This window comes from Streptomyces ossamyceticus (assembly GCF_001418475.1).
Classification (GTDB): domain Bacteria; phylum Actinomycetota; class Actinomycetes; order Streptomycetales; family Streptomycetaceae; genus Streptomyces; species Streptomyces ossamyceticus.
The window spans coordinates 1-17,127 of the sequence record NZ_LIQX01000435.1 but is presented as its reverse complement, the minus strand read 5'-3'; the positions used below and the strand labels follow the sequence as shown (position 1 = coordinate 17,127).

General features: G+C 69.3%; 11 protein-coding genes, 1 pseudogene and 1 CRISPR repeat array. Of the genes and pseudogenes, 8 read left to right on the top strand and 4 right to left on the bottom strand.

Annotated features, from left to right (window positions below):
• The first annotated feature begins 211 nt into the window (after positions 1 to 211).
• Together AOK15_RS28580 and AOK15_RS28575 are read left to right on the top strand one after the other, a co-directional pair.
• A complete protein-coding gene (locus AOK15_RS28580) occupies positions 212 to 2,239 on the top strand; it encodes a flavin monoamine oxidase family protein (protein WP_055521236.1) in 2,028 nt (675 codons plus the stop codon).
• Between the two features lie 132 nt (positions 2,240 to 2,371).
• Positions 2,372 to 2,908, top strand: a pseudogene (locus AOK15_RS28575) (IS701 family transposase); the annotation flags it as partial.
• Between the two features lie 81 nt (positions 2,909 to 2,989).
• On the opposite strand, the gene AOK15_RS47395 reads toward AOK15_RS28575, so the two are convergent.
• From AOK15_RS47395 to AOK15_RS45245, 4 genes are all read right to left on the bottom strand, one after another.
• Complete coding sequence (locus AOK15_RS47395; protein WP_240508637.1) at positions 2,990 to 3,733, bottom strand: hypothetical protein; 744 nt, start codon at positions 3,731 to 3,733, stop codon at positions 2,990 to 2,992.
• 274 nt (positions 3,734 to 4,007) lie between these two features.
• Positions 4,008 to 4,307: a transposase gene (locus AOK15_RS28570; RefSeq protein WP_079058762.1), complete on the bottom strand. Its 300-nt coding sequence runs from the start codon at positions 4,305 to 4,307 to the stop codon at positions 4,008 to 4,010.
• A 27-nt stretch (positions 4,308 to 4,334) separates the two neighbouring features.
• Positions 4,335 to 4,862 carry a hypothetical protein gene (locus tag AOK15_RS45250; protein ID WP_055521234.1) on the bottom strand — a complete coding sequence of 176 codons (528 nt, stop codon included), beginning with the start codon at positions 4,860 to 4,862 and terminating at the stop codon, positions 4,335 to 4,337.
• Positions 4,863 to 5,386: 524 nt separating this feature from the next.
• On the bottom strand, positions 5,387 to 9,262 hold the full coding sequence (locus AOK15_RS45245) for a hypothetical protein (protein ID WP_157870397.1): 3,876 nt from the start codon (positions 9,260 to 9,262) through the stop codon (positions 5,387 to 5,389).
• A 179-nt stretch (positions 9,263 to 9,441) separates the two neighbouring features.
• On the opposite strand from AOK15_RS45245, the gene AOK15_RS45760 reads away from it, so the two are divergent.
• The 6 genes from AOK15_RS45760 (at position 9,442) to AOK15_RS28525 (ending at position 15,574) form a co-directional block, all read left to right on the top strand.
• Entirely contained in the window at positions 9,442 to 9,618 is a 177-nt protein-coding gene (locus tag AOK15_RS45760) for a hypothetical protein (RefSeq protein ID WP_167738867.1), read from the top strand.
• 798 nt (positions 9,619 to 10,416) lie between these two features.
• On the top strand, positions 10,417 to 12,018 hold the full coding sequence (locus AOK15_RS28545; protein ID WP_240508636.1) for a type I-E CRISPR-associated protein Cse1/CasA: 1,602 nt from the start codon (positions 10,417 to 10,419) through the stop codon (positions 12,016 to 12,018).
• Positions 12,011 to 12,595, top strand: a complete 585-nt coding sequence (gene casB / locus AOK15_RS28540) for a type I-E CRISPR-associated protein Cse2/CasB (protein ID WP_240508635.1) — start codon at positions 12,011 to 12,013, stop codon at positions 12,593 to 12,595. Before AOK15_RS28545 ends, casB begins: the two co-directional genes overlap by 8 nt.
• Positions 12,592 to 13,956 carry a type I-E CRISPR-associated protein Cas7/Cse4/CasC gene (locus AOK15_RS28535; RefSeq protein WP_055521229.1) on the top strand — a complete coding sequence of 455 codons (1,365 nt, stop codon included), beginning with the start codon at positions 12,592 to 12,594 and terminating at the stop codon, positions 13,954 to 13,956. Before casB ends, AOK15_RS28535 begins: the two co-directional genes overlap by 4 nt.
• Positions 13,953 to 14,828 carry a type I-E CRISPR-associated protein Cas5/CasD gene (gene cas5e, locus AOK15_RS28530; protein ID WP_055521228.1) on the top strand — a complete coding sequence of 292 codons (876 nt, stop codon included), beginning with the start codon at positions 13,953 to 13,955 and terminating at the stop codon, positions 14,826 to 14,828. Before AOK15_RS28535 ends, cas5e begins: the two co-directional genes overlap by 4 nt.
• Entirely contained in the window at positions 14,810 to 15,574 is a 765-nt protein-coding gene (locus AOK15_RS28525; RefSeq protein ID WP_079058759.1) for a type I-E CRISPR-associated protein Cas6/Cse3/CasE, read from the top strand. The genes cas5e and AOK15_RS28525 overlap by 19 nt, the downstream gene beginning before the upstream one ends.
• Before the next feature lie 480 nt (positions 15,575 to 16,054).
• Positions 16,055 to 16,315: direct repeats of the CRISPR family, unit length 29 nt; unit sequence GTGCTCCCCGCGCCCGCGGGGATGGTCCC.
• Positions 16,316 to 17,127 lie beyond the last annotated feature (812 nt).

The window sequence follows — 17,127 nt, the reverse complement described above, 5'->3', positions numbered from 1 at the left end:
TCTGTAGGGAGCAGTGTCGTGACCCGGCCTCGCGCGCCGGGCGGCACAGAGGCGCGGTTCATCCCTTCGCCGTAATCGGGGGCAGGCGCCCGCCCCCGCGTGCCCCCCGCGCACCCGGTCTGCACCGGTTTGAACGGGGACTTTCCCTCGTCCGTGGCAATTCATCACAACCCGGAGCGGACCGGTCCTGCGGGCCCGTAGAAGTTGCGGCATGACCGAGCATCACCAGGCTGACGCCGACCATGGCTGCCTGACCAGACGTACGCTCACGACGGCCGCGGGCACGACCGCCGTGGCCGCCTTCCTCAGCGCCGGCAGCGCGGCGGCCCTGCCCGCCCAGTCGCCCCCGCGCAATCCCGCCCCGGTGGCGGCCCCGTCCGCCGCGCGCGGCGCGGACTTCGACCGCTGCCTCGCCGTCGCCCGGGCCCTGCTCGTCGTCGACGACGACGGCCGGCCCCTCGTCCCCGGCTACCGGCGCGTGCTCAAGGACGGCCTGCCCCGCGCCCGGACGGCCAAGGCCAAGAAGGTCCTCGTCATCGGGGCGGGCCCGGCCGGCCTCGTGACGGCGTGGCTGCTCCAGCGCGCCGGACACCACGTGACCGTCCTGGAGGCCAACGGCAACCGGGTGGGCGGGCGCATCAAGACGTTCCGCCGCGGTGGCCACGAGAAGGCGGCACAGCCCTTCGCCGACCCGCGCCAGTACGCCGAGGCCGGCGCGATGCGACTGCCCGGCAGCCACCCGCTGGTGATGGACCTCATCGGCCAACTGGGCCTGAAGAAGCGGCCGTTCTATTATCTCGACGTGGACGGCCACGGACGGCCAGCCGCGCACACCTGGATCCATGTCAACGGCGTGCGCATGCGCCGCGCCGACTACGCCAGCGCCCCCCGGCGCATCAACCGCTCGTTCGGGGTCCCGCGCGCCCACTGGGACACCCCGGCCGCGGTCATCCTGCGCTCGGTTCTTGACCCGGTGCGCGACGAGTTCAGCACGCTCGGGCCGGACGGCAAGCGCACCGACAAGCCGCTGCCCGAACGCATCCAGGGCTGGGCCAGGGTGATCCAGCGCTTCGGCGACTGGTCGATGTTCCGCTTCCTGACCGAGCACGCGGGCCTGGACGAGCGGACGGTCGACCTGATCGGTACCGTCGAGAACCTCACCTCACGACTCCCGCTGTCCTTCGTGCACAGCTTCATCGGGTCCTCCCTGATCAGCCCGGACACAGCGTTCTGGGAGCTGGAGGGCGGCACGGCCGTCCTGCCCGACGCCCTGCTGGCCAAGGTCCGCGACACCGTGCGGTTCGACCGGCGGGTGACCCGGATCGAGTACTACGACCCCGACCCCGACCGGGCCGGCAGCGATACCCGGCACGTACGCGCCCGGGGACCCCACGTGTGGGTGGACACCGTCTCCGAGGGACGGGGCGGCCCGGTCGTGCGCGAGCAGTTCACGGCGGACGCGGCGGTAGTGACCGTGCCCTTCTCCGGCCTGCGGCACGTGCAGGTCAGCCCGCCGATGTCGTACACCAAGCGCCGGGCGGTCACCGAGTTGCACTACGACTGCGCGACCAAGGTGCTGCTGGAGTTCAGCCGCCGCTGGTGGGAGTTCGACGAGGCCGACTGGAAGCGGGAGCTGGGCCGCATCGACCAAGGGCTGTACGACGCCTACCGCGCCGGACGAACCCCGGGCGACGGCAGCCTGCTCGGCGCCCACCCGTCCGTCCCGTCCGGCCACATCACCGCCGGCCAGCGCACCCACTACGCCGCGAACCGCGCCGTCAGCCGCGACCAGCCGGCCGCGGTCGACGTCGTCGGTGGCGGCTCGGTCTCGGACAACGCCAACCGGTTCATGTACCAGCCGTCTCACCCGGTGCCCGGCAGCGCCGGTGGGGTGGTCCTGGCGTCCTACAGCTGGGCGGACGACGCCCTGCGCTGGGACTCCCTGGACGACGAGGCCCGCTACCCGCGCGCCCTGTGCGGGCTCCAGGAGGTGTACGGCCAGCGGATCGAAGTCTTCTACACCGGCGCGGGCCGCACCCAGAGCTGGATGCGCGACCCGTACGCCTACGGCGAGGCGTCCGTGCTGCTGCCCGGCCAGCACACTGAGCTGCTCACGTCCATCCCGGCCCCCGAGGGGCGGCTGCACTTCGCGGGCGACCACACCTCCGTGAAACCGGCGTGGATCGAGGGAGCGCTGGAGTCCGCCGTGCGCGCCGCCCTGGAGGTCCACTCAGCGTGAACCGCGCCGGGCGCCGCTTCCCGTACGAGGGCGCGGCGCGCCCGGCGTCACGGTGACGCACTGCCAGTAGTGCTTGGTCAGGTTGATTCGCCGGTGGCGTGTCCGTTTGATCGGGTGTGCCGTTGACGGGGTGTGCTGGGTGGGGAGTCGGCCGCGGTCCGGTGTGATCTGAAGGACTTCGCGGCTGAGATGTTCGAGCCGTTCTCGCGGGCGGATCAACGCCGGTGGGGAACGGTCTATCTGCGGGGGCTGCTGCTGGACGGGCGGCGCAAGTCGGTGGAGCCGATGGCCGCCCGGCTGGGCGAGGACGGCAACCGGCAGGCCCTGGCGAACTTCATCACCACCAGCCCGTGGGACGCGGCGCATGTCCGCGCCCGCCTCGCCTGGCGGATGCAGCATGTGATCAAGCCGACCGCGCTGATCGTCGATGAGACCGGCTTCCTCAAGGACGGGGACGCCTCGGCGTGCGTGGCCCGGCAGCACACCGGCACCGCGGGCAAGGTCACCAACTGCCAGGCCGGAGTCTCGCTGCACCTGGCTTCCGACGCGACGTCGGCGGCCGTCGACTGGCGCTTGTTCGTGCCTGAGAGCTGGGACCCCGCCTCGCCGAAGGCTGATCCGGCCAAGGTGGCCCGCCGCACGAAGTGCGGCATCCCCGAAGAGGTCGGGACCTGTCCCCGAAGGGTGGCAAGGCCCCACGGTTCATCGTCGCTCGGCTGACGCCGGCCTCTCGCCAAAGATTGTTCTTGATCAGCTTGCCGTCGGTGCGGGTGGGCCGGCCGCTGAACAGGCGCTCCATCGCCTCGCGCAAAGCCTGCTCAGTCTTCGCGGACACCGTCGGAGGGGGCATCGGGTGCCTTTCGGATCACGCGGTCGACGTCGCGGAGCTGTTCGGCGAGCAGCGCCCGGCGACTGGGCGGGAGCTTGCGGATGGCGAGCAGCTTGGTGAGCGAGGCTCGTTCCGCGGTCCAGATGGGCAGGTGAGCGGGGGGCGATGACGCTATTCCTGCAGCGGGAAGGCTGGCAGCGGTCGATGAGCGGGCCTTGGTGGCCTTCGGGGACGATCGCGTCCTCAAGGCACTTGGCGCCGACTGGGTTGGCGTCGTCCATGGTGCAGTGGTTGAGCTTGCCGAAGCGGACGGACAGTCGCGTGCGGCGCAGGAGGTCGAGTTCGACCCGGAGATCGCCGCGCTGCGCCTGGTTGGTCGCTCTCATCTCGGCGGCCTTGGCCCGAATGACGGCGAAAGTCTCGCGCAGGCGGTCGGCGCCCGGTCCGTAGCCGATCGGCTTGGCACGGCCGTCGGCGGCGAAGAGCTCGGCCAGCCGCTCGAAGCGGCGCTCGCTGATGGCGGTCCGCAGGTGCTGGGCCCAGGCGGGCGAGGGCTCGGTGTAACCCTGGGTGGTGGTATTCGCGAGCGCCCGAGTGGCGACGTGCTTGAGCTGCATCCCGACAGCGATCTCCGAGCCGGGAAACTCCCGGGTGAGCATCGCCATGGTCCGCCTCGTGTCCGCAGAGACCGTGTGCGGATGAGCCTGTGTGCGATTGAGCAGGCGCGTCGTTCGGGACACGTTCGCGCCGCAGATAGCCGGGCGTGTTGCATTCCGAGAGAGTCGATGTGATGCTGGCTCACCTCGCTGGTGCCTGAGGCAAGGCATCCGCGATCATCGAGCTCACCGTGGTAGAAGCTGGAACGGGCAACGCCCAGGAGGGTGCACAGCCGCTTCACGCCGTAACGGCGCTGATGGTCGGCGACGAACTGGAAGCGGTTCACCAGCGCGTCTCCCCGGCGAAATGCTTCGCCGCCTTCCGTAGGATCTCGCGCTCTTCCTCCAGCTCACGGACCTTCTTCCGCAGAGCGGCGTTCTCCGCCTCCAGCGGCGTCGGCGGCTCGGTCGGCACCTCCGCCCGGCGCCCCCGCGGCCGGCTCGCTCCGGCCGCTCGGACCCAATTCCGCAGAGTCTCGGGGTTGATCCCCAGATCGGCGGCGACCTGCCTGATCGTCGCCCCGGGCCGCGACTGGTACAGCGCGACCGCGTCCGCCTTGAACTCCGGCGGATAGTTCTTCATGACCACGAGATGTCCGTTCTCAGATCCTCAGGATCCAGTGTCTCGTGTGTCCAGGATCAAGGGGCAAGGCCCCTGCCCTTCCAAGAACGCCTCCTGCCCGCTGGTGGCGAAGACGCGGTGCACGGCCTTGCCCGAGTAGGACAGGCGCATGCTGAACAGGCTGCAGACCAGGGTCTGCCCCGCCAGCCGCACCGTCACGTCCCCGAAGTCGACCTCGGCCTCCTGCCCGGGGCGGTGCGACTGCGCAACGAACACCTCCGGACTGCCGTGACCGGCCTCGGCCCGGATCTCGCCACGGCGCACCGCGACATAGGCACGGACCATGCCGTAGGAAATCTGGTCCGCATGATGCTCGTCGACCAGCCGGTCGAAGACACGCTTGGCGGTGTGCCGCTGCTTGCGCGGCGCGACCAGATCCGCCCGCAGCATCTCGTCCACCAGCGACTTGAACGGATCGAGCCGGGTTGCCCGGGGCGGAGGCCTCTTCCGCGGCTGCGGCCACGCGGACTCCAGCGCTTTCTGTACCGTGGGATGTCCCACCCCGTACTTGCGCATCAGAGCGCGCTTGCCCAGCCGGCACGATGGTCACGGCGGATCGCCGCGTACAGCTCGGTCCTCGACTTCGACGTCATCGGCGGCCCCCAGCGGTATGGAGCACCCCCATGCTCCCACCGCAAGCCCCCAGGTGTTGCTGGAACTCGTCAACACGGTTCCCCGCGAACTCCCGGTGTTGCCCGCGCTGAACGACAGACGTTGCTGAAACTCGTCTACATACTCACTCCAGCACGCCGTTCACGCCGTTGGGACCATCCCCGCGGGTGCGGGGAGCAACAAGGACCGTGAAGAGTCCCGGTGGGCCATGGAGGGACCATCCCCGCGGGTGCGGGGAGCACCGGCAGGAACAGGCCCCGGACCCACGCACCGAGGGACCATCCCCGCGGGTGCGGGGAGCACGTGGCCACGCAGGCACCGCTGGACACGGTCGAGGGACCATCCCCACGGGTGCGGGGTGCAGAGACCTCTTCCCACCACATGCTGCAGATGCGGGTGCAGGACGAGCGCTATTGGCACCGGGTTTTTTACAGGTCGGATGTGTTGCCTTCGGTTTCAGGTCCGTCCGCGCGTCGGCCGGGGTGTCTTGCGATCGAGCTCAGGTGCCGCAGGGCGCCGGGAGCGAGTTGAGGGAGCAGCGGGATCGTGTGGGCCCACGCGTCGGTTCTCAAGAGGCCGCGCACGAGGCGCCGGGCCGTTGCTTCGGCAGGGGGGCTGCCGTCGCTGGTTGTCCGGGTGAGTGCCAGACAGGTCCGGACGAGCCTGTCGCCGGCCCGGCTGTCCGTGGCCAGGGTCACGGGGGTGCCAGCGAGGTATGCGGCGGCTGCGTAGAGCGCCATTGCTTGCCCGTCTGGTGTTCGTGCCGCCTCGGTATGGCGCCAGAGGGCGGTGGTGTCACCGTCGATGGCGGAGAGCAGGGCGAGTACGGCGCAGGGTTCCTGCCCCGGCTGGAGCGAGCGCCGCCATCTGTTGGTCATGTCTGCGACGGCGTGGCTGATTTCCCCGGGGAGACAGCCGAGCTGCTTCAGCAGGGTGAGGACGGTCATTGACGGGGTGTGCCATTGTGGGGATGTGTCGGACAGGCGAACTGAGGCGAGCCGGAACGCTTCGTGCAGCCGCGGGTCGGGTTGTCGGATATCGGGGTAGGCAAGCAGGAGAGCTGCCAGTTCCGGGAGGGTTCGGAACGGGCTTCCCGCATCGATCCGTCGTATCAGGGCTTCTGTGAGAGGTTCGGCGATACGTGCCGCTTCTTCGGGGCAGTGACGGGCGAGCCCGGCCGCGACGGCTGTTAGCGCCTGCCGCTTCTCCGTGGCGGTACGTCCTGTGGCGGTGGCCGAAGCGGCAGATGCGTCTCCGGCATGGGCGAGCGCCTGGGCTACGACGTTCGTCAGGCCGGGATCGGTATTGCCGGCCGTCAGACGCGCTGCGTCATGGGCGTAGCGGCCTCCCGCGTCTGTGTGCCCGCCGAGAGAGCACCCGAGGGAGAGAGCTGCCAGGTGAAGCGCACGGTCCGGTGCACCTGGCAGGTCTGCGGCGAGTGCCTCGACTGTGCTGAATTCGCCTGTGAGACCCAGAGCTTGAGACAGGTGTACTGTCCAGTCACCTGGGGCGGTCGGATGCGACGACGCAACGCGAGAGCGTTGCAGGGCCGTCTCCAGCAGCTCCCGGCTGCGCAGCAGACTGCCTGCATCCAGTTGATCGTCTGCCTCGTGCAACAGAAGTACGTGATCAGGCCGCGGCCCGTTGTCGGGGAGACGCAGACCTGTGGACATCCGATGCCTGGGTGCGCGCTGGGTTGCTGGTGCCGACCGGGCCTTGCTCTGCGTGCCTCCTGGTTCTGTTCGTGTCTTTGTGTCCTTCCGTCGTGATACCGCCAGCGCTTTCCGCTCTGCGTCCTTGTTTCTCCGGATCGCGTTCTTCTCATCCCTGGCGGCAGCCGAGGCAGTATGGGCCTGTTGTGCTCTGCGTTCCTCGCTGGCTTCGGTGAGGAACAGAGCCCGTTCAGGAATGTCATCGCCGAGTACGCCGACGCGTAGCGTCTCTGGTAGTGCTTTCAGCAGACGGCCGATGTCCTCGAGGGCGTTCCGCGTGGGTGGCATGGTGTCGTCGACCGCCTGAGCGAGACGTGCCAGGGTTCCGGCCAGTTCGCGACCGAGGTGTGCTTGATCGTCTTCGGACAGCGCATCGGGGTCGGCCAGCGCTTCGGTCATTCGGGCCAGTGCGGTCTGTGTCTTTTTCTGAGCCACGCGGTGCCGCCTGGTGGGCAGTCTGGCAAGCGCAGACGCGGCGCGGGCCAGTACGTCGACTGCGTCCAGTCCGTCCGAGGTGTCGAGCTCCTCACAGATGGCCATGATGCGATCACCGGCGTCGCTGCTGAGCGAAGGCATCGCCCGTGCCAGTGCTCCCCAGAGGTCCACCGCGGCCGCACGGTCGCGCGTGCCGCCCTCGCTCAGGTTCTCTGCCCGTTCACGCAATGCCGTCACGCCATACGCGTCGTTGGCCGTGACCAGCAGGCTGGCTGCCTCGGTGAGTGCGTCGGTCCCGGCCGCCTTGTCGCGGATCACGGCCCGTAGCAGGGTTCGGGCAGCGCCCAGATCGTTCAGTGATACGAGTGTGCGGGCGGCTTCGAGGAGCCGCGTGTATGTCTCGGTGTCTTGATACGTGCCGGGGAAGCCCTGGTCGTTACGGGTGAGCCACTGGGCTGCCTCGAGTGCGACGGCGTCCGCTCCTTCCCGCTCTGCGTAGGTCATCTCCACCGCCACGGCCGCCAGGTGCACGGCTCTTGCGGCCATGGTCGGTGCGGAACGGGCCAGGCCGCGAGCGCGCTCCACTTCCCCCAGCCGGACGAGGAGGGCGGGGGCACCGGGAGGCACCTCGCGTGACTCGCGGCGCAGCAAAGTGCGCGCCGCGATGAGCGGGACGAGCACCGCCAGGCTGCCGGGGCTGGTGTCTGAGGGGCTGATCTCTTCTTCGAGTGCGTCCAGTTGTGCGAGAGCCGTTCCCGGGCCGGCCGTGGAGGCGAGTCGGCGCAGCCGGGGCATGTCGAGAACGTATGCGGCACGTTCTGCGGCGCCGGTCAGCAGCCTGAGCTGATGTGTAAGGGGGTACGGGGGCGTTTCAGGGGGCCAGCCGGCCGTACGCCATCTCTGCGACCAGCCGAGCAGCGCACGGGTATGCCGTGCGATCGCTTCGTCTCCCAAGTCCTCATGAATTGCCTGGATGAGACCGGGTGCAGCCAGAGCGTAGGTCTGGGCTACCGGATCGTCGAGGATGAGGGAGCGCCCCGCCGGCCCATGCACCAGGCGGTCGAGACGGTCGGCCGGGCGCCCGGTCAGCTCCGCCAGGTCCGCCGTGCGCAGGCCGCCGCCCGCCGCGGCAAGCAGCCCCGCGACCGTTTCACCCAGAGCGGAGGGGTCCGGCGGCGGCAGCCGGACCTGCGGTACTCCATCGACAGGTGCCAGAGCGCGCAGGTGTGTGCGTTGGCGCAGTGGGTGCCGGGTGGGGAGGTCGTCGGGAGGGCGCACGCCGCGCCTGAAGGAGACGATGACGCGCATACCGGGAGGTGGAGCAGCAGGAAGGAGCGCGGCGATGCTTCCGCGGACGACGTTTGGCGTGCTTCTGCCGCCGGCCGTGGGCGCCGCGCCGTCGGCAGCCAGTCCCGACCAGGCCACGTCGTCGTCGAGACCGTCGACCACCAGCAACAGCTTGCGCCCGTGCCGCATGCTCTTCTCTGCGGCTGCGGCAAAGAGACGCTTCCACTGCTGGACACTGCCGGACATGCGCTGCTGGGGTGAACGGACGAATGCTCCGATTTGATCTGCCATTTGCTGCTCGAATGCAGTGCGTGTGTCGGTGCCGTGCGCAGCGGAGACGAAGAAGTTCAAGATGTCGGTGCGGTGCGGCGGCCGCTGCACGTAGTCGGCGAGCAGGACGGTCTTGCCCACGGGAGCGTCGGCGTGCCAGCACAGGTATGACGGCGCCGTGGAACGGGGATCCGTGACGAACGCGTTCATGGCCCTTCGTTCGCCCTCCCGCCCGCGGACGTCATCCACGGCGGCTTCAACGGCGGGTCTGTGAGGCCGGACGAAGCGGTGGCGCGGGTCCCTCTCCCGGACCACGACGATCTGCCGGTGCCGAGCGCTGGTCCCTTCCTGCTGCGCGGCACGCAGGGCGACTTCCCACTCGGTATCCGTGTGGATCGGGTGGCCGGCGGCCTGCTGCAGCTTTCGCACCACAGACCGGAAGTGGTCCGTTCTCTCGGGGGCTGTTTCTCCCTTTCGCCAGTCTCGCAGCGTGGAAGGAGGAAGTTCGAGCTCCTGAGCTTGTGGCTGCCCTGCCGCCTTCCACAGGCGCGTCAGCATGGCGCCCAGCTTTTTGCGTGCGGTTCGCTCCGTCTCGGTCACCGCTCCCCTCTCGGTACGCAGCTGCGGAAAGGCCGGTCGGCGTCGTCAAAATTGTGCCGCCTGAGCTGCGGAAATCGTCTCGCGAAAGAAGGCGTAACTGTCCGTTGTCCCGCCGTCTCGCGACTGTAGAGCCATCACCGCCCCAGCCGAGTCCGGCTCCCGAGACAGAAGGATGGCCCGTGTCCGAGATTTCCCAACTGCTTCACTATGCCGCAGCTCTTAGCGGGTGTGTCGGCCTGATCTACACGGGCGTCCTGTTCGTCGTCGCCCTTGTCTCCGTCCTGGCCCCCACGCCGGAACGCCGCAAGGATGCACGCACCACTCTCACCATCCTGGTGCGCCGTCGCACGCGGTGAGGGGGATGCGCCCTAGAGGCATCGTGCGGCAGGGGCACGCTTGGGCCCGGGCCTCGGTCCGGCTGGCTCAAACACCATGCCGCTGTTCGACCCAACTCGGCAGCTTCAAGCGTGTTGCACGACGATCTTGCAAGATCCACTTGCTTAAACTCGCCCGCAAAGCAACTGAGTTGAGATACAAAGACATCCGTGCGCAATTCTGCCTTCGGCCGTATCGGCGCCCCCGCTCTGCACCCGCAGGGATGGAGGCCCCGATACGGAGGGTGTTCATGGGCAGAGCTGCACGCGAATGGCTGGAGCCCCATGGGTGGGAACTCGTTCTCGTCGTGGCTGCCGCGGTGGTCGACGACAGCGTCGACCACCTCTGGTAGCTGGCCGTTCTTGGCGCGCGATATGCGCCAAGAAACGGCCTGCCCCGGCCATGAGTGGTTCCGGTTCCGCGCGCACGGGACGGGAACCGCTCCACAGCCTCGCCGGGACTGCCGATCCTTCGGCAATCTCCCACTGTAGGGGCCCGATCCGTCCGGCTCCAGGTCGACAGCCAGGTGCCCTTTTCGAAGGAGAGTCGAGCGCAAAACCAAAGGAGCGGTCCCGCAGACAGCGGGAGTGGCCCGTCGACGGCCTCAAGGGTTTCGTCTGACTTCTTCCCCGCGTATGCGGGGGTTGTTCCGTCCCCTTCCGACAAGGGGATACCGATTCGCAGAACGGCCCCCGACGATCACCATCGCCGGCTTCTGCGCCGTTCGACGGAATCGGCGCCGTCTCCACTGTCCATGACCGAGAGGGGGTAGCCAGGAATTGTCCGAAGCTTCCCCGTCCGGGCCTGCCGAGCAGCGTCTCAGCTGGGACCCGCGTCGTAAGCCCTGCATACCCGCCATAACCGTCGACGGCGCGTCCGCCCACCACTCGCTGCGCGCGCTCCTTGCCGGGGCTGATGAACTGGCAGCCCTGGACTGCACGTCACCGGGTGAGAACGTCGCCGTCATCGAGCACCTGCTGGCCATCTGCTTCGCCTCAGGAACCTGTCCGTCTTCGGACGAGGAATGGCGTGCCTGGGTGGTCGGCAAGCGGAGCCTCGCACCGGCGGCCGCATGGCTGGCCCGCCAACCGGACGACTCCTGGGACCTGTTTCACCCCACGGCGCCCCTGTTGCAGAACTCCCAACTAGCGGCGGATCTCGCCGAGAGCGGAACGGGAACAGCCCAGCTGGTCATCGAACACGCAGGCGACTACAACCAGCATTTCGACCATCACCACCTTGAGCTCGACAACCCGCTCTCGGCGGCAGACGCCTTCCGTGCCACGCTCACGCAACACGTGTACGGCCCCTACGGGCGGGCCCGCATGCCGGGGAAGCGGCTCGGCGCCAAAGTGACCAATCTCGCCGCGGGCCGGCTCACGGGAAGGATCCGCGTTGTCGCCCTGGGACAGACGCTCGGCGAGACACTGCGCCTGAACCTCTACCCGCCGGACGGCCCGGGAGATTGGCTCAACACGTCCTGGACCACCGGCGACATTGAGCGCCGTACGTTCACCGAGAAGGCAAAGCCCAGATTGCCGCGAAGTTCTGCGGACCTTCACAGCGCACTGGGGCGGTCCGTGCTTTTACGCGCGGACCGCGGACCGCAAGGGCAGTTGGTCGTCGACAGGGTCCTGATCGGCGCCGGCGAGATCCTGGAACTTGATCCCGACCGGCACCTCCAGGACGCCGTGTTCAGCAAGACGACAAACGGTTTGAAGAAGCCGTTGTGGCCGTCGCCCAGCAGGGCGCTGTGGCAGGAAGCCCACGCTCTCTACAGCGCCGTCAGGGACGACCGAACCGGTCTGTACGCGCGGCTCCGTTCCCTGCCCTACGAGCGGACGGGTACAGGCGCCCCATACCAGTTGTGGGCAGTTGGCCTACTGGCCAACAAGACCCTGCCCCTCACCTGGACACACGGTGCCTACCCCTACGCCCCGGGCATGGCTGCCCACCTCTACCGAGCCTCCCGTCGGGGCTCTGACATCGCCGAATACATCGCAAGGAGCTTGAAGAACGCGGCCATCCTGGCCGCGGAGACGGCCTTTCCAGCCATGCGGGGTGCGGACGAGGCCGGTCAGGTGGCACGGCTCGATGCCCGGTGGGCTTTCTGGCCCGCTGCGGAGGACCCCTTTCACGAACTGCTGGACGAAGTGGTCGACAGAGGGCCGGAGGACGATGACCCGGTGTCGGAGCCCCTTGTCGCCTACGCACTGGGCTTGATGAGGACAGCTCGCACCCAGATGCTCCAGCGCCTCGACACCCTGCCCCCTAACGACCGCAACCACCGCGCCCGGGCCCGGGCCGTGCGGCGCTTCGACGAGGACATGTCCCACGACTGGGCCCCGGCCGAACTGCGAGGGGAGATCGCGCGTGACTGAGCACAGCATGTCCGCCGGAACAGACCAGGAGCGCCCTCGGGTCCCGCACGACAGCGCGGCCCTCACCGCCTGGCTCACCACTCTGGTCCGCAACCGCGAGTACGGGATCCTCGCCGAATTGCGCCGGGCCAAAGGCGGCACCAACGCCCACATACGCGCGGGCTGGTACGGAGGCGACGACCACCGCGATCTGTTCGAGCGGGTGGCCTTCCTGTTCGCCATCTACCACCAAGGGCGCTCCACGCCCTCGTACGGTCACGGCAGCCTTGGCGCCGCGGCCCGCCGTATCGGAGATGGGACCGGACGCGGGCCCGACAACCCCGGAGCCCAGCGCCTCCTGAACCGTGTCGTCGCCAGTCGGCGCATTCCTTGGCGCCACCTACAGCATGCGGTCACCCGCCTGCGGGCCTGCGAACAGCCGCCGCCGTCCTGGACCGGACTGACCGAGGACCTCATCAACTGGAACGACCGCAAGGCGCGCGTCGCCTACGGGTGGTCGGTCGAATTTCACACTCCGCCGGCGCGAGGCCGGGAAGCAAAGAACGAACCGACGACGCGGAAGGACACCACCACGTGATCGAGGCACCTCGGAGCCAGTTCCTCTCCCTGCACCTCATCGAAACCCTCGCGGCGGTCCTCCCGGTGCGCGACGAGAACGCGCAGCCCAAGACCCTTGTCTTCGGAGGCGTGGAACGTCACATGATCACCAGCCAGGCCCGCCGACGTGCCGAGCGGGTCCTCGCCCGTGACCGCGCCAACGCCGGCCGCGGGGCGCTCAAGGGACGGAGCATGGGCGTGCGCACCCGGGAGTGGGCGATCCTGGCCGGACGTGAACTCGAGTCCGCCCACGGCTGGGAGAAGGACAAGGCCCTGGTCACTGCCCGTGCGGTAATGGAGGCGAGCGGACTTAAATTCGGCGACCCGAAGAAGAAGACCGTGGCTAACCTGACGAAGGTGCTCGTCTTCGCGCCGGCCGATGCCGCAGTAAGGATCGCGGGCCACATCGCAGATCAGGCGGCAGAGGTCGAAGAGTGGCGCGACGCGTATCTCGAAGCTCAGGCCAGCGCGGAGGAGGCGAAGAAGGCACGTCGGGGAGCCAGGAAGAAGGCCGCATCATCGCCAGAGGCGGAAGACACGGAGGGAACGTCCACAGCAGAAGCTGCCGTGTCCGTCCCCCTACCGCCGCTGCCCAAGGCCACGCGCGACGCCGTTCTGCTCGCCCTCGCTCCCCGCGACGCCGTGGACATCGCTCTCTACGGCCGTTTTCTGGCCGAGATCCCCGACTCACCGAACGTCGACGGTGCCGTCCAGACCGGGCACGCCTTCACCGTGCACGAAGCTGAGCAGATCGAGGACTTCTATGCGGCGGCCGACGATGCCAAGCTGGATCGCAAACGCAACGCCCTCAGCTTCCTCGACGCCGCCGACGACGCGGGCGCCGGCATGACCGGCTACCAGTCGCTGATCTCCGGCACCTTCTACCGGCACGCCGTCCTCGACCGCACGCAACTGCGCACCAATCTGCGGGCGGCCGGAATGGACCAGCAGGAAGCCGAGACGGCCGCGTCCGAGGCCGAGAAGGAGTTCGTGCACGCCTTCGTATTGGCGTTCCCGGAGGCGAAGAAGAACTCCACCGCATCCACCGGGACGCTACCCGCACTCGTTCTCGCGTTCGAGGGGGAACGCCCCTACAACTACGCTTCCGCCTTCCAGCGCCCGGTGGACGAAGGCCCTGTGTCGGCCGGCGGAGAAGGACCAGCAGGACCCGCGGCCGTTCGCAGGCTGCTGCGCCACCACACTTTCGTCAGCCGCCGCCGCGAGGACCTCCGCACCGCGCGGGTGCTCACGTACGACCCCGAAATCGACATGCTCCTGGGGGAGCTCGGATTGCCGCAGTCACTGACCACGGTGGAGCGAACCGAGGACCTCACCCCGTGAACGACCCACACGTCCTACTCATCCGGCTAGCCGGTCCCCTGCAGTCCTGGGGCCTCACCGGCCGGTTCGCGCGCCGCGACACACACACCCGTCCCACGAAGTCCGGCGTGATCGGCTTGTGTGCCGCAGCGCTCGGCCTCGCCCGGGAGGAGCCCCTCGGGGAACTCGCCGAGGTCCTCTTCGGGGTCCGCGCCGACCGGCCCGGCACGCCGCTTCGCGACTATCACACGGTCGGCGGAGGCACCTACCCGCTGCGCCCGCGAGACCTCCTCACCGACCACCAGCGTGCCCAGAAGGCCACGGCAGCCACGGCGTTGAAGGATTCGGAGCCCGCCCCGTTCGGCCGCGGGGAGCTGGAAGCCTGGTACGGCTCACCGAAATACGTCACCGCGGACCCGACGTCGGGAGCCCTTATCTCCGGAGAGGTCCGTCGCCACGCTCTGATCACAGAACGCTGGTATCTCGCCGACGCCGCCTTCCTCGTCGGCCTGGAGTACCCCGATGCAGCACTCCTGGAGCGGATCGCTCATGCCTTGGAGCACCCCAAACATCTGCTCTGGCTCGGTCGTAAGGCATGTCCGCCCTCGGGTGACGTCGCCCTCGGAGTCGTTCCAGGCACCCTCAGGGAAGCGTTCGAGACACGCGCCCTGCTCCCCGAGGAGCCTTGCTACGACGATGAGCCGCCGGCTCCGGTGACAGACGTACGTCCATGGGCCTGGATCGAGAATCCGCGCCCGCTCCCCGGCATCGGCCCCCTGTCAGACCAGCCTGTGCGGTTCGGCGCGGACGGAGGCGTTCACAGCCTCCGCTGGGAGACCCGTCACCGCATCACCATCGCCTCGCACGCCCGCGGATGGGACATCATCCTGTGAACACGACAGCCGCCACGCCGCATACGCCCTCAGACCCAGGTCGTGCCGCCAGGTTCGTCGCCACGCAGAGTCTGCTAACTCTGGACGCCCGGCATCCTTTCGCCGCCAAATCACTCATCGACGCACAGGACATGCACCGGACCGTCATGAGCGGTTTCCTCGGCTGGGTGGAGGAGGGCAGTCCTGACGCCCGCTCCCAGATGGGCATCCTGTCGACTTGGACAGTCGATCTCCGGCAGGCACGGCTCAACCTGGTGGTCCAGTCGTCGGTCCCTGCCGACTGGAGCGGTATGCCCCGAGGCGCCCTGGCCGAGGCGCCGCAGACCCTCACCGTCGACCGCACTTTCCGCATCGGTGACCGTGTCGACTTCCGTACGGTCGTCAATCCGGTCCGCAGCCTTCCGCCCGCGCCCGGCTCACCGCCGAAGACCCGCGGCGTCCGCGTCCCCCACACCCGCCCTGAGCACGTGCGGACGTGGTTCTCGCACCGCCTCCAACCATCCGGAGAACCTGCGGTTGCCCCCAACGGTGTCACCCGCATCGGCGCTGACGCGGACACCGAACGGCTCGCTCTGCGCATGCTCCCGCGAATCTCCAGTCCGGCACCGCACAAGGGCCTGCGCATCGCTCGTGCCGAGATCAAAGGCACCCTCACCGTGACCGACCCGAAGGCGCTCGTCACCGCCCTCACCCAGGGCATCGGCCACGCGCGCGCCTACAGTTGCGGACTGATCCTCGTACGCTGAACAAGGACGCACCGTTCTTGGTCCCACGTCCTCCAGCCCTTCGCCGAACGCTGCGATGTGCTCCCCGCGCCCGCGGGGATGGTCCCCCGGATCTTGTACTCGTACGTGGGTCGCGCCAGTGCTCCCCGCGCCCGCGGGGATGGTCCCGCCACTGCCGCGCAGGTCCAGGCCGCGCTGGAGTGCTCCCCGCGCCCGCGGGGATGGTCCCGGCGCGCAGTACGCCGAGATCGTTAGGGCCAAGTGCTCCCGCGCCCGCGGGGATGGTCCCGACTGGGGTGGCTCGCTGCCAACCGATCCCGAGTGCTCCCCGCGCCCGCGGGGATGGTCCCAGGGCGGTGATTCCGCTGGACTGGATCCACGGGTGCTCCCCACGCCCGCGGGGATGGTCCCCTCCGTGGCCCTTGCCGGAGCGAAGCCCCCAGGTGCTCCCCGCCTGCGGGGATGGTCCCTTCCGTACGGCGAGCTGCGACAGAACGGTGATGTGCTTCCCGCGCCCGCGGGGATGGTCCCGCGTCGATCCAGGCACGTGCCTCGGCATGCGGGTGCTCCCCGCGCCGGCGGGGATGGTCCCGCGGTGGACGCCGGTACCGGCGACAACACCGTGTGCTTCCCGCGCCCGCGGGAATGGTCCCCACAGCGGGCACGCAGGACCCGTGCTCCCCGCGCCCGCGGGGATGGTCCCGTCGTCAACGGGACGTTGGCCGGTCAATATGTGCTCCCCGCGCCAGCGGGGATGGTCCCCTGGAGCCGAACCGGTCGGGGCCGCCGTACAAGTGCTCCCCGCGCCCCGCGGGGATGGTCCCGCTGGTTTGAGGGCGCGGACCTCGCGCGCGGCGTGCTCCCCGCGCCTGCGGGGATGGTCCCCCACTCCATCAGCCGCTCGGCCAGCACCCGCTGGGGCTACCCGCGCCCGCGGGGATGGTCCCGACGACGGACCGCCCCGCAGCAACCGGGGCGGGTGCTCCCCGCGCTCGCGGGGATGGTCCCCAGGGCTACGACGGGGCCGTGGTCGCCGCGGCGTGCTCCCCGCGCCCGCGGGGATGGTCCCATGAGGATTCCGCCCGCCGTAGCGAGTGCTACGTGCTCCCCGCGCCTGCGGGGATGGTCCCGGGTCGGGGAAGTCGGTGTCGCCGACCGAGCGGTGCTCCCCGCGCCCGCGGGGATGATCCCTGGACTTTGATGTCCGGTGTCGGGTCGGCGAAGTGCTCCTCGCGCCAGCGGGATGGTCCCGCCGAGAACGAGATCCGCCTGGTCGGCCAGTGCTGCTCCCCGCGCCAACGGGGATGGTCCCTCGCTGGTGTCGCGGCCGCCCATGCCGTACTCGTGCTCCCCGCTCCCGTGGGGATGGTCCACTCCCCAGGCCAGGCGCGCCCCCAGGTGGTCCGTGCTCCCCGTGCCTGCGGGGATCGGTGTCTTGGCTGTCGGCAGTGGTGCCGTAGGGGCCGCGGGGCCGGCGGCTGACCGCGCCGGCCCGCTCACCGGCTAACGGTGCACGTCACTGCTGGGCGTCCTCGGTCACCGCCCACTGGACCCCGAGTTCGGCCAGTGCCTGG

Excerpts from the sequence above, each read along its gene's own strand:
- AOK15_RS47395 (WP_240508637.1), bottom strand. The coding sequence starts at position 3,733 with ATGGCGATGCTCACCCGGGAGTTTCCCGGCTCGGAGATCGCTGTCGGG.
- AOK15_RS28570 (WP_079058762.1), bottom strand. The coding sequence starts at position 4,307 with ATGAAGAACTATCCGCCGGAGTTCAAGGCGGACGCGGTCGCGCTGTAC.
- AOK15_RS28525 (WP_079058759.1), top strand. The coding sequence starts at position 14,810 with ATGGGACATCATCCTGTGAACACGACAGCCGCCACGCCGCATACGCCC.
- AOK15_RS45250 (WP_055521234.1), bottom strand. The coding sequence starts at position 4,862 with ATGCGCAAGTACGGGGTGGGACATCCCACGGTACAGAAAGCGCTGGAG.
- AOK15_RS28580 (WP_055521236.1), top strand. The coding sequence starts at position 212 with ATGACCGAGCATCACCAGGCTGACGCCGACCATGGCTGCCTGACCAGA.